At 74.1% G+C, this 24184-nt stretch carries 22 protein-coding genes; 9 read left to right on the top strand and 13 right to left on the bottom strand.

Features of this window, described 5'->3' with window-relative positions:
* Nucleotides 1–7 precede the first annotated feature (7 nt).
* On the bottom strand, nt 8–883 hold the full coding sequence (locus ABTW95_RS33480; protein WP_396450158.1) for a Gfo/Idh/MocA family protein: 876 nt from the start codon (nt 881–883) through the stop codon (nt 8–10).
* Nucleotides 884–901: 18 nt separating this feature from the next.
* Nucleotides 902–2020 (bottom strand): epoxide hydrolase family protein, encoded by a 1119-nt coding sequence (locus tag ABTW95_RS33475; protein ID WP_500228391.1) that lies wholly within the window; start codon nt 2018–2020, stop codon nt 902–904.
* Nucleotides 2021–2081: 61 nt separating this feature from the next.
* Between ABTW95_RS33475 and ABTW95_RS33470 the strand changes: the two genes are divergently transcribed.
* Nucleotides 2082–3032: a helix-turn-helix transcriptional regulator gene (locus tag ABTW95_RS33470; protein WP_500228390.1), complete on the top strand. Its 951-nt coding sequence runs from the start codon at nt 2082–2084 to the stop codon at nt 3030–3032.
* Here ABTW95_RS33470 and ABTW95_RS33465 read toward each other — a convergent pair whose 3' ends face one another.
* Nucleotides 3033–3422 (bottom strand): hypothetical protein, encoded by a 390-nt coding sequence (locus tag ABTW95_RS33465; RefSeq protein WP_500228389.1) that lies wholly within the window; start codon nt 3420–3422, stop codon nt 3033–3035. It lies immediately after the preceding gene.
* Nucleotides 3423–3549: 127 nt separating this feature from the next.
* Between ABTW95_RS33465 and ABTW95_RS33460 the strand changes: the two genes are divergently transcribed.
* On the top strand, nt 3550–3975 hold the full coding sequence (locus ABTW95_RS33460; RefSeq protein ID WP_396450152.1) for a pyridoxamine 5'-phosphate oxidase family protein: 426 nt from the start codon (nt 3550–3552) through the stop codon (nt 3973–3975).
* Nucleotides 3976–4111: 136 nt separating this feature from the next.
* A complete protein-coding gene (locus tag ABTW95_RS33455; protein WP_396450150.1) occupies nt 4112–4528 on the top strand; it encodes a pyridoxamine 5'-phosphate oxidase family protein in 417 nt (138 codons plus the stop codon).
* 69 nt (nt 4529–4597) lie between these two features.
* On the opposite strand, the gene narI is transcribed toward ABTW95_RS33455, so the two are convergent.
* The 5 genes from narI to ABTW95_RS33430 all read right to left on the bottom strand — a co-directional run bounded on the left by narI (nt 4598) and on the right by ABTW95_RS33430 (nt 12731).
* Nucleotides 4598–5377, bottom strand: coding sequence for a respiratory nitrate reductase subunit gamma (narI, locus tag ABTW95_RS33450; RefSeq protein ID WP_396450148.1), 780 nt, complete (start codon nt 5375–5377; stop codon nt 4598–4600).
* A complete protein-coding gene (gene narJ, locus ABTW95_RS33445; protein WP_500228388.1) occupies nt 5374–6060 on the bottom strand; it encodes a nitrate reductase molybdenum cofactor assembly chaperone in 687 nt (228 codons plus the stop codon). The genes narI and narJ overlap by 4 nt, the downstream gene beginning before the upstream one ends.
* Complete coding sequence (gene narH, locus ABTW95_RS33440) at nt 6057–7799, bottom strand: nitrate reductase subunit beta (RefSeq protein WP_500228387.1); 1743 nt, start codon at nt 7797–7799, stop codon at nt 6057–6059. The genes narJ and narH overlap by 4 nt, the downstream gene beginning before the upstream one ends.
* On the bottom strand, nt 7799–11464 hold the full coding sequence (locus ABTW95_RS33435) for a nitrate reductase subunit alpha (protein ID WP_500228397.1): 3666 nt from the start codon (nt 11462–11464) through the stop codon (nt 7799–7801). The genes narH and ABTW95_RS33435 overlap by 1 nt, the downstream gene beginning before the upstream one ends.
* Before the next feature lie 112 nt (nt 11465–11576).
* Nucleotides 11577–12731, bottom strand: a complete 1155-nt coding sequence (locus ABTW95_RS33430; RefSeq protein WP_500228386.1) for an MFS transporter — start codon at nt 12729–12731, stop codon at nt 11577–11579.
* Nucleotides 12732–13133: 402 nt separating this feature from the next.
* On the opposite strand from ABTW95_RS33430, the gene ABTW95_RS33425 reads away from it, so the two are divergent.
* Complete coding sequence (locus ABTW95_RS33425) at nt 13134–15902, top strand: FAD-binding and (Fe-S)-binding domain-containing protein (RefSeq protein ID WP_500228396.1); 2769 nt, start codon at nt 13134–13136, stop codon at nt 15900–15902.
* Here ABTW95_RS33425 and ABTW95_RS33420 read toward each other — a convergent pair.
* Complete coding sequence (locus ABTW95_RS33420; RefSeq protein ID WP_396450143.1) at nt 15899–16636, bottom strand: IclR family transcriptional regulator; 738 nt, start codon at nt 16634–16636, stop codon at nt 15899–15901. The two genes, ABTW95_RS33425 and ABTW95_RS33420, sit on opposite strands and share 4 nt — an antisense overlap.
* A 106-nt stretch (nt 16637–16742) precedes the next feature.
* On the opposite strand from ABTW95_RS33420, the gene ABTW95_RS33415 reads away from it, so the two are divergent.
* The 3 genes from ABTW95_RS33415 to dmpG all read left to right on the top strand — a co-directional run bounded on the left by ABTW95_RS33415 (nt 16743) and on the right by dmpG (nt 19623).
* Nucleotides 16743–17537 carry a 2-keto-4-pentenoate hydratase gene (locus ABTW95_RS33415; protein WP_500228385.1) on the top strand — a complete coding sequence of 265 codons (795 nt, stop codon included), beginning with the start codon at nt 16743–16745 and terminating at the stop codon, nt 17535–17537.
* A 137-nt stretch (nt 17538–17674) separates the two neighbouring features.
* Entirely contained in the window at nt 17675–18571 is an 897-nt protein-coding gene (locus ABTW95_RS33410) for an acetaldehyde dehydrogenase (acetylating) (protein ID WP_396450139.1), read from the top strand.
* Complete coding sequence (gene dmpG, locus ABTW95_RS33405) at nt 18568–19623, top strand: 4-hydroxy-2-oxovalerate aldolase (RefSeq protein ID WP_396450137.1); 1056 nt, start codon at nt 18568–18570, stop codon at nt 19621–19623. Before ABTW95_RS33410 ends, dmpG begins: the two co-directional genes overlap by 4 nt.
* Nucleotides 19624–19667: 44 nt before the next feature.
* Here dmpG and ABTW95_RS33400 read toward each other — a convergent pair whose 3' ends face one another.
* Both ABTW95_RS33400 and ABTW95_RS33395 read right to left on the bottom strand, forming a co-directional pair.
* Complete coding sequence (locus ABTW95_RS33400; protein WP_500228384.1) at nt 19668–20324, bottom strand: HAD family hydrolase; 657 nt, start codon at nt 20322–20324, stop codon at nt 19668–19670.
* A gap of 19 nt (nt 20325–20343) precedes the next feature.
* On the bottom strand, nt 20344–20712 hold the full coding sequence (locus tag ABTW95_RS33395) for an STAS domain-containing protein (RefSeq protein ID WP_396450134.1): 369 nt from the start codon (nt 20710–20712) through the stop codon (nt 20344–20346).
* A 127-nt stretch (nt 20713–20839) separates the two neighbouring features.
* Here ABTW95_RS33395 and ABTW95_RS33390 point away from each other — a divergent pair, with 127 nt between their 5' ends.
* Nucleotides 20840–21496 (top strand): TetR/AcrR family transcriptional regulator, encoded by a 657-nt coding sequence (locus tag ABTW95_RS33390; RefSeq protein WP_396450133.1) that lies wholly within the window; start codon nt 20840–20842, stop codon nt 21494–21496.
* 52 nt (nt 21497–21548) lie between these two features.
* Here ABTW95_RS33390 and ABTW95_RS33385 read toward each other — a convergent pair whose 3' ends face one another.
* Together ABTW95_RS33385 and ABTW95_RS33380 are read right to left on the bottom strand one after the other, a co-directional pair.
* Nucleotides 21549–22391 (bottom strand): universal stress protein, encoded by an 843-nt coding sequence (locus ABTW95_RS33385; protein WP_396450131.1) that lies wholly within the window; start codon nt 22389–22391, stop codon nt 21549–21551.
* On the bottom strand, nt 22391–23314 hold the full coding sequence (locus ABTW95_RS33380; protein WP_396450130.1) for a universal stress protein: 924 nt from the start codon (nt 23312–23314) through the stop codon (nt 22391–22393). The genes ABTW95_RS33385 and ABTW95_RS33380 overlap by 1 nt, the downstream gene beginning before the upstream one ends.
* Before the next feature lie 138 nt (nt 23315–23452).
* Here ABTW95_RS33380 and ABTW95_RS33375 point away from each other — a divergent pair, with 138 nt between their 5' ends.
* Entirely contained in the window at nt 23453–24019 is a 567-nt protein-coding gene (locus ABTW95_RS33375) for an Rv1733c family protein (protein WP_396450128.1), read from the top strand.
* Nucleotides 24020–24184 lie beyond the last annotated feature (165 nt).

Below are 24184 nucleotides of genomic sequence, written 5' to 3'. Positions count from 1 at the left end.
GTTCCCCTCACTCGGTGAGTTGCGCCTCCGCGGAGGCGAGGATCTCCTGGATGCGCAGGCCGTGCGCGGCGTCCAGCGGCGGGGCCTGCCCGCCGCGGACGGCCGCGGCGAACTCGTCGACCATTGTCGCGAACGCGTCGTCGCCGAGCTGCGACCAGTCGAGCACGGCGTGTCCCCTGCGCCCGTACACCTCGACGCGGGCGGGCGGCAGCTCGCCGGTCCCCGCCATCGAGACCGACGCCTGGCTGAGCACGCCGCCCTCGTGCTCCAGCGTGAGGCCCAGCCAGGCCAGCGGGTCGCCCTGCGCGCGGACGCCCACGACGCGGCCGAGGGAGGCGTCCAGCAGGTCGACGATGTGCGGGCCGAGGTCGAGCAGCGCGCCCTTCTCCAGCCGCCACGGCGTGGCGAACGGCCCGCCGCTCAGCACCGAGGAGACGAACGATCCGTAGCCGCCGAACGGTTCGAGGCCGCCCACCCGGCCGAGGAAGTCGCGCGCCGCGCGCGAGTAGCGCAGCGTGAAGACCATCTGGGAGACGACGCCCGCCTCGGCGATCGCGCCGGCCACCCGGCGGGCGCCGTCCAGGTCCATGGCGAGGGGCTTCTCCAGCAGGACGGCCTTGCCCGCGCGGGCGGCGCGGGCGGCGAGGTCGGCCTGGACGTCCGGCGGGACGGAGAACGCCACCGCCTCGCAGGCGTCGAACAGCTCCTCGATCCGCGCGAACGAGGGCGCGCCGTGCCGGCCGGCCAGCTCGGCGGACGCCTCCGGCCGCCGCGCCCAGACGCCGGCGAGCCGCGTCCCCGGTCCCGCCGCCAGCGCGGGCGCGTGCACCATCCCCGCCCAGGGCCCCGCTCCGACCAGCCCCACCGCCACAGAATCGCTCATGGGGCAAACCTAGACGATCTACTCGCCGGTCAGCGCGCGGAAGAAGTCCCGGATGTCGGCGACGAGCAGGCCGGGCTGCTCCAGCGCCGCGAAGTGGCCGCCGCGGTCGAACTCCGTCCAGTGGACGATCTTCTCGGTGCGCTCCGCGAGCGCGCGCACCGGCGGCGCCGGCTCGAACGGGAACACGGCCACCCCGGTCGGGACCGGCGACGGCTCGTCCCGCCCCCAGGTGCGGGACGCCTCGTAGTAGAGCTGGGCCGACGACCCCGCGGTGTTGGTCAGCCAGTAGAGGGTCGCGTGGGTGAGGATCGCGTCGCGGTCGACGCCGTCCTCGGTCCATTCGGTGAACTTCTCGGCGATCCAGGCGAGCTGCCCCGCCGGGGAGTCGGCGAGCGCGTAGGCGAGGGTCTGCGGCCGGGTCGACTGGATCGCGAGATAGCCGCCCATGTCGGACGTGAAGCCCTCCAGCCGGGCCAGCCGCTCCCGGTCGGCGTCCGGCAGCCCCTCCGGGGAGCCGAAGGTGAGCAGGAAGTTGAGGTGCACCCCGATCACCCGGTCGGGGGCGAGCCGGCCCAGCTCCCGGGACACGCCCGACCCGTAGTCGCCGCCCTGGGCGCCGTAGCGGTCGTAGCCGAGGCGCTCCATCAGCTCGGCCCAGGCCGCGGCGATGCGCCGCAGATCCCAGCCGGTCCCGGCGAGCGGGGCGGAGAAGCCGAAGCCGGGCAGGGACGGGACGACGAGGTGGAAGGCGTCGGCGGGGTCGCCGCCGTGGGCGCGCGGGTCGGTCAGCGGCCCGATCACGTCGAGGAACTCGGCGACCGAGCCGGGCCAGCCGTGCGTGAGCAGCAGCGGGGTCGCGTCCGGCTCGGGCGACCGGACGTGCAGGAAGTGGACGCGCTGCCCGTCGATGTCGGTGACGAACTGCGGGTGCTCGTTCAGCCGCGTCTCGTGGACGCGCCAGTCGTAGCCGGCGGCCCAGTACTCGACCAGCTCGCGCAGCCGGTGCTCGGTGACGCCGCGCTCGGCGCCGGTGCCGGGTACCTGGCCGGGCAGCCGGGTCCGGGCGAGCCGCTCGCGGAGGTCGTCCAGGTCGGCCTGCGGGATCTCGATGCGGAAGGGGCGGATGTCATCGCTCATGAGACGAGCTTCGCGCGCCATGCGGCAGGATCCTTGCCGCGATCGCGGGAGAATCGGAGACATGCTCGAAGCCTCCGCCCGCCTGCTCCGCCTGCTGTCGCTGCTGCAGGGCCGCCGCGACTGGACCGGCCCCGAACTCGCCGAGCGCCTCGGCGTCAGCCCCCGCACCGTCCGCTACGACATCGGCAAGCTGCGCGCCCTCGGCTACCCGGTGCACGCGGCGCCCGGCACGGCCGGCGGCTACCGGCTCGGCGCGGGCGCCGCGCTGCCCCCGCTGCTGCTGGACGACGAGGAGGCCGTGGCGGTCGCCGTCAGCCTGCGCACCGCCGCGGGCGGCACCGTCGCCGGCATCGAGGAGACCAGCGTGCGGGCGCTCGCCAAGCTGGAGCAGGTCCTGCCGTCCCGGCTGCGCCGCCGCGTCGGCGCGCTGCACGGGTACACGACGCCGCTGGCGCCGCGAGGGCCGACCGTGGCGGCCGAGACCCTCGCGGCGATCGCCGCCGCCTGCCGCGACCACCGGCGGCTGAGGTTCGCCTACCGGAGCCACGACGGCTCCGGGACCGACCGGGACGTCGAGCCCTACCGGCTCGTCCACACGGGCCGCCGCTGGTACCTGGTCGGCTGGGACACGGCCCGGGACGGCTGGCGCACGTTCCGCGCCGACCGGATCGCCCTGCGCGTCCCTGAGGGCCCGCGGTTCACGCCGCGGGCGGCGCCGCCCGCGGACCTCGTGCCGCGCGGCGTGGACGCCGCGCTCGCGCGGCACCGGGCCCGCGTCACCGTCCGCGCGCCCGCGGCCGAGATCACGGCGCGGGTGCCCGCGTCCGTCCTCGTCGAGCCGCTGGACGCGGACACCTGCGCGGTGCACGCGAGCGGCGACACCCCGGAGCGGCTGGCCCTGAACATCCTCATGCTCGACGCCGACTTCCGGGCCGACGGACCGCCGGAGCTGCTGGACGCCCTGCGCGCGATCGCCGGGCGCTGCCGGGCGGCCGCGGCCGGGCGCGGCTGATCAGCCGAGCTGGACGCCGAAGAACAGCGCGGCGAGGGCGCCGACCATGCCGACCGCGCCCCACACCGCGAGGCCCGCCGTGGACTTGGCGCGGGTGTGCAGGAACGCCCCCAGGCCCGACAGCAGGACGAACACGAGCTTCACTTCGAGGGTCCGCTGCGCCGCGTCGCCCATGTCGCCCGCGGTGATGTTCCACACGCCGGTGAGGACGAGCAGGGCGAACGCGGGCCAGGCGACCATGTTGTAGCGGCGCGCGGCCAGCTTGGTGACGCCCTCGTGGCCGCGCAGCGCGGGCACGAGCGCGCCCAGCGTGATCTGCCCGCCGACCCAGATCGTCGCGGCGAGCACGTGCAGGAACAGGCGCACGTCGGCGGTGGTGAGGGCGAGCACGGATCCTCCTGGCTTCGGTCGGTTGACCGGGACGTTACCGCCCCAGGCGGCGCCGTCCGGCACCACCCCGGGGAATCGGGACCTTGGTCCCTAACGGCGGTCCGCGCCCGCACACCAGGCTGGACGCATGCAGCTCGACCACAGCGGCCTGGAGATCCTCGAGGAGGACGAGTGCCGCGCCCTACTGGCACGCGCGGAGATCGGGCGGATCGTGTTCACCCATCACGCGCTGCCGGCCGTCCAGCCGGTGAACTTCGCCCTCAGCGGCGACGACATCGTGATCCGGACGTCGCGGACGTCGCGGCTGGCCAAGGCCGCCGCCGACACGATCGTCGCGTTCGAGATCGACGAGTTCGACACCGCCGCGAAGACGGGCTGGTCGGTGGTCGCGGTCGGGCCCGCGCGGCACGTCACCGACGCCGGCGACGTCGCCGCGCTGGAGGCCCTGCCGCTGCGCAGCTGGGCCCCCGGCGAGCGCGACTACTTCATCCGCATCCGGCCCGAGCTGATCACCGGCCGCCGGATCGGCGACCGCGCCCCCGCCGCCTCGTGACCCCTCCCCGGTGAGGACCCCGGCGGGCGTCGCCGCCGCTGGAAAGGGCCAAGGTCCATCGCCCGCGGGACCATCGCCGCCCGGCGGGGACGTTCGCCCCCTGTGGCCCGCGCCCTCCGTCGAGAAACCTGGTGGCATGCGACCTGCCGGAGAAGACCTGGAGATCCTCGGCCGCGAGGAGTGCATCGCGCTGCTGCGGTCCGCGCCGGTCGGGCGCGTGGTCTACACCGACCAGGCCCTGCCCGCCATCCAGCCGGTCACCTTCGTCCTGGACGGCGACGAGGCCGTGATCATCCGCACCGCGCCCGGCTCGAAGTTCGACGCCGCGCTGCGCGGCGCGATCGTCGCGTTCGAGGTGGACGCCTTCGATCCGGCCGCCCGGACGGGCTGGTCGGTGACCGTGGTCGGGCAGGCCCGCGCGGTGACCGACCCGGCGGAGCAGGCGCGCCTCGCCCTGCTGCCGCTGCGGCCGTGGGCGCCGGGGCCGCGCGACCACTTCGTCCGCGTCCCGCTGTGGCGGGTCACCGGCCGCCGCATCCCGCCCGGCTCCTGAGTCCGGCCGGCCGCGCGCACGGGAACGCTCCCGCCCCCTGCGCGGGGGTGGGAGCGCTCATCGTCCGGGTCAGGGGCGCTGGACCCTCTCCCAGCCCCGGCGCGTCTCGTGCATGCCGAGGTGCTCGTCGCGGCTGCGGTACACGATGTAGGGGCGGGTCAGGTAGCCGATCGGCGCGGTGAGCATGTGCACCAGCCGGGTGAACGGCCAGATGCTGAACAGCACCAGTGCGCTCAGCGCGTGCAGCTTGAACAGGATCGGCACGCCCGTCATCAGGTCCGGGTCCGGCTGCAGGTAGAACACCGACCGGAACCACGGGGAGACCGTCTCCCGGTAGTTGTAGCCGTCGCCGATGATGTTGGCGGCGACCGTCGCGGCCAGCCCGATGACGATGGTGCCGGCGAGCACCACGTACATCAGCTTGTCGTTGCGGGTGGTCGCGAGGAAGACCGGCCCGACCGTCCGCCGCCGGTAGATCAGGATCGCCAGGCCGGCCAGCGTGCAGAACCCCGCGATCGTCCCGAGGACGACGGCGACGACGTGGTACATGTCCTCGGTGATGCCCGCCGCCTCCGTCCACCGGTCCGGGATCAGCAGCCCGCCGACGTGGCCGAGCGCGACGACGAGGATCCCGAAATGGAACAGCGGGCTGCCGATGCGCAGCAGCCGCCGCTCGTACAGCTGGGACGAGCGGGTCGTCCAGCCGAACTTGTCGTAGCGGTACCGCCAGACGTGCCCGAGGACGAACACCGCGATGGTGACGTAGGGCAGGGCGACCCACAGCAGGGTGCCGGCGACGCCCGCCTCGCCGCCGTTCTCCGCGGCGAGGGCGGGCAGGGTGCTGGTCATGAGCGGGCTCCAACGGTGGGATCGGGCAGGAAGACGGGGCCCGCCGCGGCGGCGTCGGCCCCGTAGGGCGCGAGGCCGACGGTCTCCTCCGGCGGCCCCTCGGCGATGAGGCGGGCGACGGCGTCCTCGGTGCGGCCGGTCAGCGGCGGCAGCGTCGCCGACACCGCGTCCAGGACCGGCGCCCACGGCGACCCCGCCTCGGTGAGCGAGATGCGCAGCAGCTCCAGTCCGGCGCGGTGCTCGACCAGCAGCCGCCGCCCCGCCTCCAGGTCGCCGGTCGCGGCGAACTCCAGGACCACGGCCAGGTGGTCGGGCAGCTCCCCGTCGTCCAGGTCGAGCCCGGCCGCCTGGTACGCCTGCTTGAACCGCAGCAGGGCCATGCCCCGCTTCCGGGTGTCGCCGTAGGCGTAGTAGGTCAGGTAGAGGCAGCACCGCCTGCGGTGGTCGAACGTGGCGACGTAGTCGGCGGCCAGCTCCCGCTGCGGCGTCGCGTCCAGATGGTCCAGGACGCGGCCGAGCGGCTCCGCGGCCGCCTCGGGCAGGCCCGCCACCGCGCGGCGCAGCAGCGGGCGGCGGCCCAGCAGCTCCTCGTCGGGGTAGCCGAGCAGCAGCGACGCAGCCTGCCAGGAGGTGGCCAGCTGGGCGTCGTCGAATCCGGCCCTCCTCGCGATCCTGGCTTTCACGGCTTCGGCTCCGTTTCGGCGGCGCCCGGGTCGGCGGGCGGGTCGGTGCCGTCCGGCCCGGCCTGCGAGTCGGGCTTGCGCTCGGGGAACAGGCCCGCGGGCGCGCCCTTGCCGTCCCAGTTGAGCAGGTTGACCCGCTTGTGCTTGTCGGCCGGGTCGACGGGGTTGTCGGCGGTCTGCCGCGCCCGCAGCATGTGGAAGTTCTCCACCGCGATCGGGTTCGGCCGCCCGGACGCCTCGCCGAACGGGCCGGAGCCGCCGGGCAGCCCGGCGCCGCCCATGCCGGGCCCGCCGTCGTAGTCCAGCGCGCACTCGGTGGCGATCTCCTCCAGGCTGTGCGCCTCCTCGGCGTGCGCCGTGGGGATCACGTACCGCTCGTCGTACTTGGCGAGCGCCAGCAGCCGGTACATGTCGTACATCGACTCGCCCGTCATGCCGACGCCCTCGGGGATGGTGTCGTCGGGCTCGCGGCCGAGGTTGATGTCGCGCATGTAGGAGCGCATCGCGGCGAGTCTGCGCAGCACCGCGTCGACGACGGCGGTGTCCCCCGCGGTGAACAGCTCCGCCAGGTACTCCACCGGGATGCGCAGCGCGTCGATCGCCGCGAACAGGTTCCCCTTGTCCTCGGCGTCGTGCCCGGTGTCGCGGATGACGTCCACCACCGGCGACAGCGGCGGGATGTACCAGACCATCGGCATCGTCCGGTACTCCGGGTGCAGCGGCAGCGCCACCTTGAAGGTGTTGATGAGCGCGTAGATCGGGGACCGCTGCGCGGCCTCGATCCAGTCGTCCGGGATGCCCTCCCGCCGGGCCGCCGCGATGACCTCCGGGTCGTTCGGGTCGAGGAACACGCTGCGCTGCGCCTCGTACAGGTCCTTGTCGTCCGGCGTGGACGCGGCCTCCAGCACCCGGTCGGCGTCGTAGAGCATCAGGCCGATGTAGCGCAGCCGCCCGACGCACGTCTCCGCGCACACCGTCGGCAGGCCGACCTCGATGCGCGGGAAGCAGAAGGTGCACTTCTCGGCCTTGCCGGTCCGGTGGTTGAAGTACATCTTCTTGTACGGGCAGCCGGACACGCACATCCGCCAGCCGCGGCACTTGTCCTGGTCGACGAGGACGATGCCGTCCTCGGTGCGCTTGTAGATCGCGCCGGACGGGCAGGACGCCGCGCACGACGGGTTGAGGCAGTGCTCGCAGATCCGCGGCAGGTAGAACATGAAGGTCTTGTCGAACTCCATCTTCACCTTGTCGGAGATCTCCTTGAGCAGGACGTCCTTGTCGCCGTGCTCCACGGACCCGCCGAGGTCGTCGTCCCAGTTCGCCGACCAGGAGACCTTCATGTCCTTGCCGGACAGCAGCGACTTCGGCCGGGCGACCGGCGTGTGCTCCTGCAGCGGCGCGTCGGTGAGGGTCTCGTAGTCGTACGTCCAGGGCTCGTAGTAGTCGTCGATCCCGGGCAGCTTCGGGTTGGAGAAGATCGTCAGCAGCTTGCGCCACCGGCCGCCGCCCTTGAGCGCCAGCCGGCCACGCCGGTTCAGCGTCCAGCCGCCGCGCCACTTCTCCTGGTCCTCGTAGCGGCGGGGGTAGCCCTGCCCGGGGCGGGTCTCGACGTTGTTGAACCAGACGTACTCGACGCCGCTGCGGTTCGTCCACGCCTGCTTGCAGGTGACCGAGCAGGTGTGGCAGCCGATGCACTTGTCGAGGTTCATCACCATCGACATCTGCGCCATGACGCGCATTAGTACTGCACCTCCTGGGAGCGGCGGCGGATGACGGTGACCTCGTCGCGCTGGTTGCCGGTCGGCCCGAGGTAGTTGAACGCGAACGACAGCTGCGCGTACCCGCCGACGAGGTGACTCGGCTTGATCAGCAGCCGGGTCAGGGAGTTGTGGATGCCGCCGCGGCGGCCGGACGTCTCCGCGCGCGGGACGTCGATCAGCTTGTCCTGCGCGTGGTACATGTACACGGTGCCCTCGGGCATCCGGTGCGTGACGATCGCGCGGGCGACGACGACGCCGTTGCGGTTGACCGCCTCGATCCAGTCGTTGTCGCGGACGCCGATCTTGGCCGCGTCCACGCCGCTCATCCAGATCACCGGGCCGCCGCGCGACAGCGACAGCATGAACAGGTTGTCCTGGTACTCGGAGTGGATCGACCACTTGTTGTGCGGGGTGAGGTACCGGAGGGTCAGCCCCAGCTCGCCCGTCTCGCCCAGTTCGGGCTCGCCGAACAGGGCGGACATGTTGAGCGGCGGCCGGAAGGTCGGCAGCTGCTCGCCCAGCTCGGCCATCCAGTCGTGGTCGAGGTAGAAGTGCTGGCGCCCGGTGAGGGTGTGCCAGGGCTTCAGCCGCTCGACGTTGATGGTGAACGGCGAGTAGCGGCGGCCGCCGCTCTCCGACCCCGACCATTCGGGGGACGTGATGACGGGCACCGGCCGGGCCTGGGTGTCGGCGAACGTGATCTGCTTGCCCTCGTGCTCGGCGGCGAGGTCGGCGAGCTCGCGCCCGGTGCGGCGCTCCACCGCCCGGAAGCCCTGGGTGGCCAGGTGCCCGTTCGTCGTGCCGGAGAACGCGAGGATCATCTCGCAGGCGTGCACGTCCCGCTTCAGCGACGGGCGTCCGTCGGCGGGCCCGCCGCGCACGACGCCGTTCTTCCGCTTGAGGTACTCGACCTCGCGCTCCACGTCGAACGTGACGCCCTTGGTGGTGGCGCCGAGCCGCTCGGCGAGCGGGCCGAGCGCGGTCATCTTCGCCGCGACCGCCGGGTAGTCGCGCTCGACCGCGACGAGCTTCGGCATCGTCACGCCGGGGACGGGCTCGCACTCGCCCTTCGCCCAGTCGAGGACGCGCCCGTGCGGGGTGGCCATCTCGTCGGGGGTGTCGTGCAGGAGCGGCACGGCCACGATGTCCTTGCGGACGCCGAGGTGCCCCTCGGCGAGCCGGCTGAACGCGGTCGCGATGTCCTGGAAGGCCCGCCAGTCGCTGCGGGTCTGCCACGGCGGCCCGATCGCCGGGTTGAACGAGTGCACGAACGGGTGCATGTCGGTCGTGTTGAGGTCGTGCTTCTCGTACCAGGTCGCCGCCGGCAGCACGATGTCGGAGTAGACGGTGGTGCTGGTCATCCGGAAGTCCAGCGACAGCAGCAGGTCGAGCTTGCCGGCCGGGGCCTCGTCCCGCCAGACGACCTCCTCCGGCCGGACGTCCGGCGGCGCCTCCTCCGCGCGGACGGCGTCGGCGGCGCCGAGCAGGTGCCGCAGGAAGTACTCGTTGCCCTTCGCGGACGACCCGAGCAGGTTGGACCGCCAGACCGTCAGGACGCGGGGGAAGTTCTCCGGCGCGTCGGGGTCCTGGCAGGCGAACTTGAGCCGGCCGGCCTTCAGCTCCTCGACGACGTACTCGCCGGGCTGCTTCCCGGCGGCCTCCGCCTCGTCGGCGAGGGCCAGCGGGTTGCGGTCGAACGTCGGGTAGGACGGCATCCAGCCGAGCCGCGCCGCCTGCGCGATCACGTCGGCGGTGGAGCGGCCGGCGAACGCGCCGCCGCCGGTCGCCGCGGACAGCGCGCCGGCGTCGAAGTGGTCGTAGCGGAACTGGTCGGTGTGCAGGTACCAGAACGCGGTGCCGATCATCTGCCGGGGCGGGCGGGACCAGTCCAGCCCGAACGCCAGCTGCGCCCATCCGGTGACGGGGCGGCACTTCTCCTGCCCGACGTAGTGCGCCCAGCCGCCGCCGTTCACGCCCTGCCCGCCGGTCAGCGTGGTCAGCGCGAGGAACGTCCGGTAGATGGTGTCGGAGTGGAACCAGTGGTTGGTGCCCGCGCCCATGATGATCATCGAGCGGCCGCGGGTCTCCTCGGCGTTCCGGGCGTACTCGCGGCCGATCCGCTCGGCGGCCTGCGCCGGGACCCCGGTGAACGTCTCCTGCCAGGCGGGGGTGCCCGGCTCGGACGCGTCGTCGTACCCGGTCGGCCAGGAGCCCGGCAGCCCGTCGCGCCCGACGCCGTACTGGGCGAGCAGCAGGTCGTACACGGTCGTGACCAGGTGGCCGCCGACGGTGCGGACCGGCACGCCGCGCCGGAGCGTTCCCGGCGCGCCGTCGACGCCGTCGAAGCGGGCCAGCTCGACCTCGACTGCGTCGCCGCCCTCGACCGACAGCATCGGGTCGGCGCCGCCCAGGTCCAGGTTCCACTTGCCCTCGCCGGCCTCGCCGTAGCGGAACCCGAGCGACCCGTTCGGGACGAGCGGGTGACCGGTGTTCGCGTCCAGGACCACGGTCTTGAACGCGGCGTTCTCGGACTGCGCCTCGGCGCCCGGGAGGTCGGCGGCGGTGAGGAACTTGCCCGGGACGTACCCGCCGTCGCGCTCCTCGAGCCGCACCAGGAACGGCAGGTCGCTGTAGCGCTTCACGTAGTCGGTGAAGTACGGGACCTGCCGGTCGACGAAGAACTCCTTGAGGATGACGTGGCCCATGGCCATCGCCAGGGCGCCGTCGGTGCCGGGCTGGGCGGCGAGCCACTCGTCGGCGAACTTGACGTTGTCGGCGTAGTCCGGGGACACCGCGACGACCTTCTGGCCCCGGTAGCGGGCCTCGGTCATCCAGTGCGCGTCGGGGGTGCGGGTCACCGGCAGGTTCGAGCCCCACATGATGAGGTAGCCGGCGTCCCACCAGTCGCCCGACTCGGGGACGTCGGTCTGGTCGCCGAACACCTGCGGGGACGCCACCGGCAGGTCGGCGTACCAGTCGTAGAACGACAGCATCGTCCCGCCGAGCAGCGACACGAACCGGGCGCCGGACGCGTGCGACACCATCGACATCGCGGGGATCGGGGAGAACCCGGCGACCCGGTCGGGGCCGAACTCCTTGATGGTGTGGACGTGCGCGGCGGCGATCATCTCGGTCGCCTCGTCCCACGTCGCCCGCACCAGGCCGCCGCGCCCGCGGGCGTCCTTGTAGGCGCGGGCCTTCTCCGGGTCGGAGACGATCTCCCGCCACGCCTCGACCGGGTCGCCCGTGCGGGCCCTGGCCTCGCGGTACATCTCCAGCAGGACGCCGCGCACGTACGGGTAGCGCACCCGCGTCGGCGAGTAGGTGTACCAGGAGAACGACGCGCCGCGCGGGCAGCCGCGCGGCTCGTACTCGGGGCGGTCGGGGCCGACCGACGGGTAGTCGGTCTGCTGCGCCTCCCAGGTGATGATGCCGTCCTTGACGTACACCTTCCACGAGCACGACCCGGTGCAGTTCACCCCGTGGGTGGAGCGCACCACCTTGTCGTGCGACCAGCGGTCCCGGTAGAAGGCGTCCGCCTCCCGGCCGCCCTTCTTGGTCATCGTCCGCAGGTCCGGCGAGACGCGGGCGCGGGTGAAGTACCTGCGCGTGCCCACCAGCGCGTCTTCCAGCGGGCCGTCCATTCCTGGCCGGCCGGTGGTCGAACTCAACTCGGATCCCCTTCTTCCGCATCATCCTGGGACGAATCGCGCCCCATGCGCATCATCCTGCCGACGGTTCGCAGGAAGAAGCGTTTCAGTCGGCCCGGCGCGCCGCCACAGCGCGCCGGACGGTCGTCGCGGTGAACACCGCGGCCGCCGCCGCGACGATCGAGAGCAGCAGCAGGCCGATCCGGTACTCGCCGAGGCGGCCCCACAGGGCGCCCATCAGCAGCGGCGGGACGAACCCGCCGAGGCCGCCCGCGGCGCCCACGACGCCGGTGACCGCGCCGACCTTGTTCGCCGGCGCCAGCCGCGCGACCAGCGCGAACGTCGCACCGCTGCCGGCGCCGAGCGCCGCCGCCATGGTCAGGAACGCGATCGTCCCCCAGGGCATCAGCGGCGGTGCGAACGACTGGAGGAACGCGCCCGCCACCGTCACCGCCAGGGACGCCGTCATCACCCGCACCGCGCCGAGCCGGTCCGACAGCCACCCGCCGACCGGCCGCATCAGGACGGCGAGCAGCACGAACCCGGCCATCCGGTTCGCGGCGTCGGCCTGAGTCAGCCCGTACTCCGCCTTCAGGTACGTGGGGAGGTACACCGAGAACGCGACGTAGCCGCCGAACGCCACCGCGTACAGCGCGGACATCTCCCAGGTGACGCTCAGCCGCGCGGTCGCCGCCAGCCGCCGGGCGAGCGGCTCGGCCGGAGCGGTGCGCCCCGGCGCCTCCCGCAGCACGAACCACGCCGCGACCGCGTACACCGCGAGCATGACGGCCATCACCACGAACGGGGTCTGCGTCCCCCACCTGTCGGCTTCCTTGACGGTGGTCAGCGCGCTGACGGCGGTGCCGCCCATGCCCGCGCCGAAGATCCCGATCGCGAGGCCGCGCCGCTCCGGCGGGAACCACGCGTTGACGAACGGCACCCCGATCGCGAACGCCGTCCCGGCGATGCCCAGGAAGAAGCCGCCGACCAGCAGCGCGGGCAGCGACGAGTGCCCGGCGACCCCCAGGTACAGGACGGGCACGATCGTGATCACCGACACGGCGGGGAACATCACCCGCCCGCCGAACCGGTCGGTCAGCGCCCCCACCGGGATGCGGCCGAGCGACCCCACGATCACCGGCACGGCCACGAGCAGCGCCTGCTCGAACGAGGTCAGCCTCAGTGTCTCCTTGAGCCCCGGGGCGAGTGGGCTCAGCAGCGCCCACGCCCAGAAGTTCACCGCGAACCCGAGAGTGGCCATCGCCAGCATGACCCACGGCCGTCCGCTTCCAGCGGCCCGGCCGGTCCCCGCCGGCCCGGGCCCGGTCTCCTGCCGAGCTTCAGTCACCTGCCGCACCATTCCCGTTGCTCCCAGCGCAGTGCCGTTGGGCGTTCCCCAACCCCGTGCGGGATAACCATGATCGTCACCCGCTGCTTCACACCCTTTCGGATGCGCAGAACCCCCAGAAGGGACCTTCGTCCCGACGAACGTCCTGGTGACCGACGCCACTGGCCCGCACCGCGCGCCGCCCGGGCGGTACTAACGTGGCTTCCAGGGGGTTCGGCTGGGGACGGAGGTTCGGTGGGCGAGCATCGCGAGGTGGCGGAGGCGCTGCGGCGGGCCGGGATCGGAGGGGTGGACGACTCGGCGCTGGCGCGGGCCATGTACTCGTCCGACGCGTCGCTCTACCGGGTTCCGCCCGCGGTCGTGGTGGCGCCCCGGGAGGCCGCGGAGCTCCCGGTCGTGCTGGGGGTGTGCCGGGACGCCGGGGTGCCGCTGACGATGCGGGGCGGCGGGACGTCCATCGCGGGGAACGCGGTGGGGCCGGGCGTCGTGGTGGACGTCAGCCGGCACCTGAACCGCGTGCTGGAGATCGACCCGGACGCGGGGACGGCGCTGGTCGAGCCGGGGATCGTGCAGGCGCGGCTGCACCGGGCGGCGGCGGAGCACGGCCTGCGGTTCGGGCCCGATCCGTCCACCCGGACGCGGGCCACGCTGGGCGGGATGATCGGCAACAACGCGTGCGGGTCGCGGGCGCTGGGATACGGGCGCACCAGCGACAACGTGCTCGGGCTCGACGTGGTCACCGGGTCCGGTGAGCGGCTGAGGCTCGGCGACGTGCCCGGGGCGGCCGCGGACAGCGCGCTGCTCGACCGGTTGAAGGGCCTGGTGGGCGAGAACCTGGCGCTGATCCGGACGGAGTTCGGGCGGTTCGGGCGGCAGGTGTCCGGCTACTCGCTGGAGCACCTGCTGCCGGAGAAGGGGTTCGACGTCGCGCGGGCGCTGGTGGGCAGCGAGGGGACGCTCGCGCTGACGCTGGCCGCGCGGGTGCGGATGGTGCGGGAGCCCGCGTGCCGGGTGCTGGTCGTGCTCGGGTACGGGTCGATGGCCGAGGCCGCCGACGCGGTGCCGGCGATCCTGCCGCACGGGCCGGTGGCGTGCGAGGGGCTCGACTCCCGGATCACCGGGGTGGTGCGGCAGCGGCGGGGCCCGGACGCGGTGCCGCCGTTGCCGGAGGGTTCCGGGTGGCTGCTGGTGGAGCTCGCGGGGGCGGAGATCGGGGCGCTGCGGGACGCCGCGCGGAAGGTCGCCGGTGAGTCCGGGTGCGTCGACTCCATGGTCGTGGAGGACATGGCGCTCGCCGACGCGCTGTGGCGCATTCGGGAAGACGGGTCCGGGCTCGTCGCGCGGACGCCCGGCGGTGAGCAGGCGCATGCGGGGTGGGAGGACGCGGCCGTCCCGCCTGAACGGCTCGGCGCCTACTTGAGGGAGTTCGAGGCGCTGCTGGGCGAGTACCGGCTGTTCGGCGTCCCGTACGGGCACTTCGGCGACGGGTGCATCCACGTCCGGATCGACTTCCCGTTCGGGCGGGCGAAGGGCAGGGCGGTCTTCCGCGACTTCCTGAACGACGCGGCGGCGCTCGCGGCGCGGCACGGCGGCACCATGTCCGGCGAGCACGGCGACGGGCGGGCGCGCAGCGAGCTGCTGCCGCACATGTACTCGCGCGAGGCGCTGGCCCTGTGCGCGGCCGTCAAGGACGTGTTCGACCCCGAGGACGTCCTGAACCCGGGGGTGATCGTGCGTCCCGCGCCCGTGGACGACAACCTCCGCGCGGTACAGCTCGTCCCGCTGAACCGCGGGCTCGGTCTCGCCTACCGGGACGACCGCGGCGACCTGTCGCGGGCCGTGCACCGGTGCACCGGCGTGGGCAAGTGCCGCGCCGACAACACGGCGGCGGGCGGCGTGATGTGCCCGTCCTACCTCGCCACCCGCGAGGAGAAGGACTCCACGCGGGGGCGGGCGCGCGTCCTCCAGGAGGTCGTCAGCGGGAAGCTCGGGCCGGACGGCTGGAAGTCCGACGCGCTGCACGACGTCCTCGACCTGTGCCTCTCCTGCAAGGGCTGCGCGTCCGACTGCCCGACCGGGGTCGACATGGCCTCCTACAAGGCCGAGGCGCTGCACCAGCGGTACCGGGGGCGGATCCGGCCGCGCGCGCACTACGCGCTGGGGTGGCTCCCCCGCTGGACGCGCCTCGCGGCGAAGGCGCCCGCGTCGATCAGGGCGGTGAACGCGGTGATGCGGTCGCGCGCCCTGAAGCCGCTGGTCGCGTGGGGCGCCGGGATCGACCGGCGGCGGACGCTGCCCGCGTTCGCGCCCGTGACCTTCCGGCGGCGGTTCGCGTCGCACCGCAGCCCCGAGGGGCGCAACGGCGACGTCGTCCTGTTCGTGGACACCTTCACCGACGCGTTCTCGCCCGAGGTCGGCGAGGCGACCGTGAGGGTGCTGGAGCACGCCGGCTACCGCGTGACGGTCACCGAGAACCCGGTGTGCTGCGGCATCACGTGGATCTCGACCGGCCAGCTGGACGGGGCCCGCGCGCAGGCCCGCCGGACGGTGCGGGCGCTGCTGCCCCACGTGCGGCGCGGCGCGAAGGTCGTGGGCATGGAGCCGTCCTGCACCGGCGTCCTGCGGTCGGACGCGGAGGAGCTGCTGCGCGGCGTGGACGCCGCCGCGGCGCGGGAGGTGGCCGCCGCGACCCGCACGCTCGCCGAGCTGCTCGCCGAGACCGAGGACTGGACGCCGCCCGACCTGTCCGGCGTGTCCGGCGTCGCGCAGCCGCACTGCCACCACCACGCCGTCATGGGCTGGACGAAGGACGCGGCCCTGCTGGAGAAGGCGGGCGCGGACGTCGGCCGGCTCGGCGGCTGCTGCGGTCTCGCGGGCAACTTCGGCGTCGAGAGGGGCCACCACGACGTGTCCGTGGCCGTCGCCGAGACGCGGCTGCTCCCGGCCGTCCGGAAGACGCGCGAGGACGAGGTCGTCCTGGCGGACGGCTTCAGCTGCCGCACCCAGCTCCGCGAACTGGCGGACCGCGAGGGCGAGCACCTCGCCCAGCTCCTGGCCCGCCACCTCCCGGACCGGCCGCGCTAGCGCTGGAGGGTGCGGGACAGGGTCAGCGCGGCCGTGTGGACGGCCGGGGCGACGGCGGCGAGGCGCATCTTCGACGCCCAGCCCGAGACCGACAGGGCGCCCAGCGCCAGGCCGTCCGGGCCGAGGACGGGGCTGGCCGCGCACACGATCCCGGCGCCGGACTCCTCCCGGTCGTAGGCGACGCCCTCGCGGCGGATCCGCTCCAGCTCCTTCGCCAGCAGGCCCGGGGCGGCGACGCTGCGTTCGCTCCGCTTGACCAGCCCCGCGTCCATGACCGCCCGGACCGCCTCCGGCGGCGAGAACGCCAGGATCGCCTTGCCCACCCCGGTCACGTGCGCGGGCAGCCGCCCGCCGACCTGCGACGGCAGGCGCGGCCCGCCCGACGAGCCGAGGATCTCCACGTAGACGACCTCGGTGCCCTCCAGCACCGCGAGGTGGACGGTCTGCCGGGTCGCCTCCCGCAGGTCCGACATGTAGGGGACGGCCGCGTCGCGGAGCACGCGCTGGCGCGGTACCCGCTGGCCGATCTCGAACAGCTTCAGACCCAGGCGGACCCGCGCGCCGTCCCGCTCCAGGAGGCCCGCCTCGGCGAGGTCGAGCGCGATCCGGTGGGCGGTGGACTTGGGCAGGCCGCTGCGGCGGGCCAGCTCGGCGGCGCCGAGGCCGTCGTCGTCCGCCCGGAACGCGGTCAGCACCGCGACGGCGCGGCGCAGGTAGGTGTCGTCCGGCGGCATGGCGCCACTGTAGAAGAAGTGTCCCACCACGCGGGACGCGCGCGTTGCCCGCCGCGTCCGGGACGGGGGAGGCTCGGCCACGGCAGACGAACGAAAGGACGGCCCAATGGACCCGGGATCCGTGGAGAAGGCGGCGGCGGCGCTGCTCGACGCGTACGCCGCCCGCACTCCCATCTCGCCGCTGACCAAGGACCATCCGGACATGTCGGTGGCCGACGCCTACGCGGTCCAGCTCGCCCAGGTGGAGGCGTGGACCGCGGCGGGGGCCCGGCTGAAGGGCCACAAGGTCGGGCTGACCTCGGCCGCGATGCAGCGCCAGATGGGCGTGGACCAGCCCGACTTCGGCGTCCTGCTGGACACGATGTTCCTGCCGGAGAGCGCGCCGATCGACACGGGCCGGTTCCTGCAGCCCCGCGTCGAGCCGGAGATCGCGTTCGTGCTCGGCCGCCCGCTCGCCGGGCCCGGCGCGACCGCGGCGGACGCCGTCGCCGCCGTGGAGTACGTGCTGCCGGCGCTGGAGGTCATCGACTCCCGCATCGCGGACTGGAAGATCACCCTGCCGGACACGATCGCCGACAACGCCTCCAGCGGCGGCGTCGTGCTCGGCACCCGCCCCGTCCGGCTGGACGACCAGGACCTGTCGCTGATGGGCTGCCTGCTGCGCCGCGACGGCGACCTGATCGACACCGGCGCGGGCGGCGCGGTGCTGGGCTCGCCGATCAACGCGCTGGTCTGGCTGGCCAACGTGCTCGGCGAGCGCGGCGTGGCGCTGGAGGCGGGGCACGTGGTGCTGCCCGGCTCCATCACCGCGGCGGTGCCGGTCGCGCCCGGCGAGACCCTGACGGCGACGTTCGCCGGGATCGGTTCGGTGACCGCCCGGTTCGGAGAGGAGCCAACATGAGCGAAGCGAACCGGGGGGCGCGGGGGGTCGTCCCCCCGCAGGCAACACACACGAGCGAAGCGAACCGGGGGGCGCGGGGGGTCGTCCCCCCGCAGACAGCACACACGAGCGAAGCGAACCGGGGGGGTGGAGCAGGCATGAGCAAGTTGACGGCGGCCATCGTCGGGCCGGGCAACATCGGCACCGACCTGCTGGTCAAGCTGATGCGCAGCGAGCTGATCGACGTCCACTCGATGATCGGGGTGATCCCGGAGTCGGACGGGCTGGAGCGCGCCCGCGAGCTCGGCGTCCCGGCGTCGGCGGAGGGCGTGGACTGGCTGCTGAAGCAGCCGGAGCTGCCCGACATCGTGTTCGAGGCGACCTCGGCGAAGGCGCACCTGGCGAACGCGCCCCGCTACGAGGAGGCCGGGATCACCGCGATCGACCTGACGCCGGCCGCGGCGGGCCCGCTCGTGTGCCCGCCGGTGAACCTGGACACGCTGTCGGACGCGCCGAACCTCAACATGATCACCTGCGGCGGGCAGGCGACGATCCCGATCGTGCACGCGGTGTCGTCGGTCGTCCCGGTCCCGTACGCGGAGATCGTCGCGTCGATCGCGTCCCGCTCGGCCGGCCCCGGCACCCGCGCCAACATCGACGAGTTCACGCAGACCACGGCCCGCGCGATCGAGTCGGTCGGCGGCGCCGGGCGGGGCAAGGCGATCATCATCCTGAACCCGGTCGACCCGCCGATGATCATGCGGGACACGGTGTTCTGCGCGATCCCGTCGGACGCCGACACCAAGGCGATCCAGGAGTCGATCGAGAAGATGGTGGCCGAGGTCGCCGTCTACGTGCCCGGCTACACGCTGCGCGCCGAGCCGCAGTTCGACGGGCCCCGCGACATCTGGAACGGGATGGCCCGGGTCGCGGTGTTCCTGGAGGTCCGCGGGAACGGCGACTACCTGCCGCCGTGGGCCGGCAACCTCGACATCATGACCGCGGCGGCCGCCCGGGTGGGCGAGCAGCTGGCGCGCAGGAAGGTGGCATCATGAGCCCCGCGCAGGAGACCGCGCAGGAGACCCCGGCGAAGATCCGGATCACCGACTCGACGCTGCGGGACGGCAGCCACGCGATGGCGCACCGCTTCACCGAGGAGCAGGTCCGCGGCGTCGTGCACGGGCTGGACGCCGCCGGCGTCGAGGTCATCGAGGTCACGCACGGCGACGGTCTCGGCGGCTCGTCGTTCAACTACGGCTTCTCGCTGGAGGACGACGTCAAGCTCGTCGCCGCGGCCGTGGACGAGGCGGTCCGCGCGAAGATCGCGGTGCTGATGCTGCCGGGCGTCGGCACCGTCGAGGACCTGAAGCTGGCGCACGACGCGGGCGCGTCCGTCGCCCGCATCGCGACGCACTGCACCGAGGCGGACGTGTCGCTGCAGCACTTCGCCGCCGCCCGCGACCTCGGCATGGAGACCGTCGGGTTCCTGATGATGGCGCACCGGGTGCCGCCGGACGTCCTGGCGAAGCAGGCCCGGATCATGGTGGACGGCGGCGCGCAGTGCGTGTACGTCGTCGACTCGGCGGGCGCCCTCGTCCTCACCGAGGCGCAGGAGCGGATCAGCGCGCTCGTCAAGGAGATCGGGCACGAGGCGCAGGTCGGCTTCCACGGCCACCAGAACCTGTCGCTGGGCGTGGCGAACTCGGTGCTGGCGCAGCAGAACGGCGCGCTGCAGATCGACGGGGCGCTGTGCGCGCTCGGCGCGGGGGCGGGCAACTCCCCCACCGAGGTGCTGGTGCCGACGTTCGAGCGGCTCGGCGTCCCGACCGGCGTGGACGTGCAGGGCGTGATGGCCGCCGCCGACGACGTGGTGAAGCCGTTCCTGCACCGGCTGCCGTTCGCCGACCGCGGCGCGATCACGCAGGGCTACGCGGGCGTGTACTCCAGCTTCCTGCTGCACGCCGAGCGGGCCGCCGAGCGGTACGACGTCCCGGCCTACGAGATCCTGCAGAAGGTCGGCGAGGCCGGCTACGTGGGCGGCCAGGAGGACATGATCATCGACGTGGCGCTGCAGCTGCGCGCCGAGCGCGAGCGCGCCGAGTCCTGACCCCGGAGTCCTGACCCCGGCCCGGCCCGGTGCCGGGGCGGGCCTCAGGCGAGGGGGCTCGCGTCGAGATCGTCGAGGAGGGCGCGGGGGCCGTCGTACACGGCCGCCGCGCCCGCCTTCAGCAGCTCGTCCCGGCTCCAGCCGCCGGTGAGGACGCACACGCACGGCATCCCGGCGCGTTCGGCGGCCTCGACGTCCCACCGGGTGTCGCCGACGAACACGGCGCGGCCGGCGGGCACCCCGGCGCGTTCGAGCGCCAGGTGCACCGGGTCGGGGGACGGCTTGCTCTCCCCCACCTCCGAGGCGGACGTGGCCTCGTCCACCGCGTCGTCGGCGTCCAGCGCGGCGCGCAGCGCGTTCAGCTCGGGCACGGCGGCGGAGCTGGCCAGCACGACGCGGCGGCCCCGCGCGGCGCAGGCCCGCAGCAGGTCGGCGGCGCCGTCGAAGGGCGTGAGCCGCGACCAGTACTGCGCGTACAGGGCGGTGTGCGCGGACCGGATCGCGTCGTCGTCGCCGCGGTCCCGGCCGTCCGGCAGCAGGTGGTCGAGGAGCTTGTCGGAGCCCATGCCGATCGCCCGGTGGATCCGCCCCATCGGGACCGTGCGGCCGTACTGCAGGAATGCCTGCCACCACGTGGCGGCGTGCAGGTAGTTGGTGTCGACCAGCGTCCCGTCGACGTCGAACAGCACGGCATCGGTCATGCGAGGGCACTACCCGCTTCTACGGGCGCCAGTCGCGGAGCACGTCGATGGCGTCCTGGACGGTCGGGCGGGTCTCCAGGGCGGCCCGGCCGGGAAACGCCGGGCAGGCGTCGGGGTAGTGCGCGGCGATGAGGAACCCGCCGGCGCGGCGGATGCGGCCCGCACCGTCGATCAGCGCGCTGACGCCGACGGAGTCGCAGCCGACGACGCCCGCCAGGTCCATCGCGACCAGGACGCGGCCCTCCAGCCTGCCGATGCGGTCGAGCCAGCGGTTCAGCCGGGCGACGTTGCCGGTGACGAGGTGGCCGCCCAGCCGCAGCACGATGCAGTGCCGCTCCACCGTGATGTCGATCGACAGCGGGAGTGCGGAAGCCGCGTCTCCGGTCACCTCGCGCCTCCGAGCGGGCACCGCGTATCGTCTTGGCGCCCTCATCCTTGCACAGTGCAAATGTGGCGGACAGGCCGTTCCGCACGACGATCTTTGCACGCTGCAAGGGTTGGGATAGCTTGGCGGCATGACCCACGAGGACCCCGCCGCCGGGAGGGGCGCGTCGACTCCTCGCGGGCGGGCGCGCAGGGACCAGCTGGTGCGCATCGGTCTCGACCTGCTCGCCGAGGGCGGCTGGCCCGCGGTCACCGCGCGGGCCGTCACGGACCGCGCGCGGACCCGCCCGGGCCTGCTCCACCACTACTTCAACGGGCTGCCGGGCCTGCACGTCGCGGTCGCGCAGCGGGCCAGCGAGATGATCATCGATCCGGTGGTGGACGCGCTGGTCGCCGCGCCCGACGCCGGGTCAGCGCTGCGCGCGGTGCGCGAGCTCGTCCCGCGGATGGTCGCGGGCGAGCGCAACCTGCGGCTGGCCGCCGAGCTGCTGGTCCGGGCCCTGCGCGACCCGCGGCTCGCCGCCGAGCGGAGGGACTGGTCGCGGACCGTCCGGGCCCGCGTCGCCGCCCGGCTCGCCCACCTGTCCCCCGACTGGCCGGCCGAGCGCCGCGAGGGCACCGCGATGCTGTTCACCGCGATGCTGGACGGGCTGCTGCTGCAGCTGATCCTCGACCCCGACCTGCCGACGGCCCCGGCCCTGGACGCGACCGAGGCGCTCGTCGCCGAACGGCCCGCGCGGGCCGCCGCGCGGCCCGCCCCGCAGCCCGCGCGGGCCGCGGAACGGTGACGCGCGGGCGTCCCGTCCGGATCGGGAGCGCCCGCGCGTCCGGAGGCCCGGGCTAGTCGCGGGGGGCGTGCGCGACGGCGACCGGGCAGGCCGCGTGGTGCAGGAGCGCGTTGCTGACCGAGCCGAGCAGCAGGCCGCGGAACCCGCCGAGCCCGCGGGACCCGACGACGAGGAGCCGGGCGTCCTTCGCGGCCGTCAGCAGCACCTGGCGGGGCGGGCCGGTGATCACCTCGGTCCGGACGGCGACGTCCGGGTACTTCTCCCGCCACGGCTCGACGAGCCCGGCGAGCCGTCCCTCGGCGAACTCGCGCAGCCCGTCGGCGTCCACCAGCGGGACGGGTCCGGGCTCGGCGTCGGGCGGCCAGGCGGTGATCGCGGACAGTTCCGCGCCGCGCAGCCGGGCCTCGGTGAACGCCAGGCCGAGGGCCTCCAGCGAGGCCGCCGAGCCGTCCACGCCGACGACCACCGGGCCCTCGGCGCGCGGCTCCCGGACGACCGTGACCGGGCTCGGGGCGTGCGCCGCCAGCTCCACGCCCGTCGACCCCAGCACCAGCTCGGTGAAGCCGCCGCGCCCGCGCGACCCGACGACGACCAGCTCGGCGTCGCGGGCTGCCTCGATCAGCGCGGTCGCCGGCCCGCCGCGGCCGAGGACGGCGTGCACGTCGCCGGTGACCTCGCGGGCGTGCTCCGCGCCCTCCGCGGCGACCTCCTCGGCCACCGCGCGCAGGTCGGCGACGGGGATCGCGCCCCATCCGACCCCCGCGTACATCTCCCAGGCGTGCACCACGGTCAGCGGCACGCCCCGCAGGCGCGCCTCCTCGGCCGCCCACCGGACGGCCGCCGCGCTCTGCTCGGATCCGTCGTAGCCCGCCACCACGCCGCGTCGATCGGTCATCATCGCTCCCTTCCCGCGTTCCAGGCTCGCCCGGCGGGGACGGGACGGTCAGAGGCGAGGGTCCTCGCCTCGCGGGACCTGCGTCCCGGCACGATCGCGACGGTGCAGGAGGCCCGCCGCAGCATCGCGGTGGCGGTCGCGCCCAGCGGCTCCAGGCCGGTGCCGCGGTCGCCGAGCACGACGAGCCCGGCGTTCTCCGCCGCCTCCCGCAGGGCGTCGAAGGGCCTCTCCAGCAGCGGCGACGCCTCGATGCGCAGGTCGGGGTAGCGGCGGCGCACCGGCTCCACGGCCTCGTCCAGCTCGGCGGCGCGGGTCTTCTCCAGCAGCTCCCGGTCGTGGAACAGCGCGAGCTCGGACTCGACGACCGCGCCGGGCTCCCAGCAGCCGTGCACGACGTGCAGGGTCCAGCCGCGCAGCGCCGCCTCCTCCGCGGCGAAGCCGAGCGCGCTCGCGCAGCGGGAGGACCCGTCGACGCCCACCACGACGCGGTGCGGCGGCGTCCCGGCGCGGGCGGCGATCACCGGGCGCGGGGACCGGGCCGACAGCTCCATCGCCGTCCCGCCCTCGTCGGGCCGCTCGGGCGCGCCGATCACCACCAGCTCGGCCCCGGCGGCGGCGCTCAGCAGCGCCTCGGCGGCGGGGCCGCGCCGCAGCCGCTTGCGGACCGCGCCCGGCACCCCCAGCTCGTAGGCCCGGCGTACGCCGCCGTCGAGCAGGTTCTCACCCGCCCGCTTCATGATCGTCTCGATGTCCGGGTCGGCGTGCCCGGCCGGGTAGGGCCAGTGCCAGCAGTGGCACATCACCAGCCCGAACCTCCGGAGCCGGGCCTCCTCGACAGCCCAGCGCAGCGCCGCGTCGTTCTCCGGCGTCCCGTCATAGCCGAACAGGACGTGCGGCCACCGTTTCCTTTCCTCGCTGTTCATAGGACTGCCTCCCTCGGTCCAGTCTGCGCCGCCGGCGCATCGACCAAAAGGGGACGAAGGTCCCCCCACCCGGGACCTCCGGGCCCTGCCCGGCCTTTTGCCCAGCCATTACCGTCTCAGACAAGGAGGAGAAAAGAGATGGAAAGGCTGGGACGCGTACGCCGCCGGTTCGGCTTCGACCGCAACGATCTGCGCCGCGGCGTCGACCGCCGCCAGTGGGCGGTCGGGGTCGGCGCCGTCGTCCTGTTCGCTGGACTCGCGCCGCCGGCCGCCGCCGCGCTCGCCTCCCACGCCTACCGGACCGGCGTCGAGGCCGAGCGGCAGCAGGCCGCCAACCACCGCGTCGACGCGCGCGTCACGGAGGCCAAGTCGGAGGACGGCGCGGGCGTGCGGCACACCTACGCCGTGCTGTACTGGACGCCCTCCGACGGCAGGGCCCGCACCGCGGTCGTCCCCGCGGACAAGTCCGTGAAGCCGGGCGCGACCCGCCGCATCTGGGTGGACGGCTCCGGCGACCTGGCCCGCGCGCCCCGCACCCACGCCGACACGATCTCGACCACCGCCGTCGCCGGCACCATGGCCGTGACCCTGGTGGGCCTGCCCCTCCTGGCCGGCTACTACTTCGCGCGCCGCCACTACGACCGCCGCCGCGAGGCCCTCTGGGACGAGAGCTGGGCCGCCCTCGCCGACCGCAGGACCACCTGAGCCATCCGAGCCGGGCGTCCGAGCCGAATCTTCCGGGCCGAATCTTCCGGGCACAGCCGAATCTTCCGGGCAATCGAGTAGGAGGGCCGGGTCGCCCGGCCCTCCTCTCACACCACCGGACATGCGGGCCCGCATCCGGCGGTTCGTCAAGCCGTTGATCTGAGC

It is taken from the genome of Spirillospora sp. NPDC127506 (assembly GCF_040302145.1).
In the GTDB taxonomy this organism is placed as follows: domain Bacteria; phylum Actinomycetota; class Actinomycetes; order Streptosporangiales; family Streptosporangiaceae; genus Spirillospora.
The sequence above is the reverse complement of the archived record's forward strand: the minus strand, read 5'-3'. Positions and strand labels throughout refer to the sequence as shown.

Bases quoted from the DNA above. Each gene is read 5' to 3' on its own strand.
- ABTW95_RS33435 (WP_500228397.1), bottom strand. From the start codon at position 11,464: ATGGACGGCCCGCTGGAAGACGCGCTGGTGGGCACGCGCAGGTACTTC.
- ABTW95_RS33425 (WP_500228396.1), top strand. From the start codon at position 13,134: ATGTACTCGTCCGACGCGTCGCTCTACCGGGTTCCGCCCGCGGTCGTG.
- ABTW95_RS33375 (WP_396450128.1), top strand. From the start codon at position 23,453: ATGGAAAGGCTGGGACGCGTACGCCGCCGGTTCGGCTTCGACCGCAAC.
- ABTW95_RS33460 (WP_396450152.1), top strand. From the start codon at position 3,550: ATGCAGCTCGACCACAGCGGCCTGGAGATCCTCGAGGAGGACGAGTGC.
- ABTW95_RS33380 (WP_396450130.1), bottom strand. From the start codon at position 23,314: ATGAACAGCGAGGAAAGGAAACGGTGGCCGCACGTCCTGTTCGGCTAT.
- ABTW95_RS33410 (WP_396450139.1), top strand. From the start codon at position 17,675: ATGAGCAAGTTGACGGCGGCCATCGTCGGGCCGGGCAACATCGGCACC.
- ABTW95_RS33475 (WP_500228391.1), bottom strand. From the start codon at position 2,020: ATGAGCGATGACATCCGCCCCTTCCGCATCGAGATCCCGCAGGCCGAC.
- dmpG (WP_396450137.1), top strand. From the start codon at position 18,568: ATGAGCCCCGCGCAGGAGACCGCGCAGGAGACCCCGGCGAAGATCCGG.
- ABTW95_RS33415 (WP_500228385.1), top strand. From the start codon at position 16,743: ATGGACCCGGGATCCGTGGAGAAGGCGGCGGCGGCGCTGCTCGACGCG.
- ABTW95_RS33400 (WP_500228384.1), bottom strand. From the start codon at position 20,324: ATGACCGATGCCGTGCTGTTCGACGTCGACGGGACGCTGGTCGACACC.
- narH (WP_500228387.1), bottom strand. From the start codon at position 7,799: ATGCGCGTCATGGCGCAGATGTCGATGGTGATGAACCTCGACAAGTGC.
- ABTW95_RS33385 (WP_396450131.1), bottom strand. From the start codon at position 22,391: ATGACCGATCGACGCGGCGTGGTGGCGGGCTACGACGGATCCGAGCAG.
- ABTW95_RS33470 (WP_500228390.1), top strand. From the start codon at position 2,082: ATGCTCGAAGCCTCCGCCCGCCTGCTCCGCCTGCTGTCGCTGCTGCAG.
- ABTW95_RS33455 (WP_396450150.1), top strand. From the start codon at position 4,112: ATGCGACCTGCCGGAGAAGACCTGGAGATCCTCGGCCGCGAGGAGTGC.
- ABTW95_RS33420 (WP_396450143.1), bottom strand. From the start codon at position 16,636: ATGCCGCCGGACGACACCTACCTGCGCCGCGCCGTCGCGGTGCTGACC.
- ABTW95_RS33480 (WP_396450158.1), bottom strand. From the start codon at position 883: ATGAGCGATTCTGTGGCGGTGGGGCTGGTCGGAGCGGGGCCCTGGGCG.
- ABTW95_RS33390 (WP_396450133.1), top strand. From the start codon at position 20,840: ATGACCCACGAGGACCCCGCCGCCGGGAGGGGCGCGTCGACTCCTCGC.
- narI (WP_396450148.1), bottom strand. From the start codon at position 5,377: ATGACCAGCACCCTGCCCGCCCTCGCCGCGGAGAACGGCGGCGAGGCG.
- ABTW95_RS33430 (WP_500228386.1), bottom strand. From the start codon at position 12,731: ATGGCCACTCTCGGGTTCGCGGTGAACTTCTGGGCGTGGGCGCTGCTG.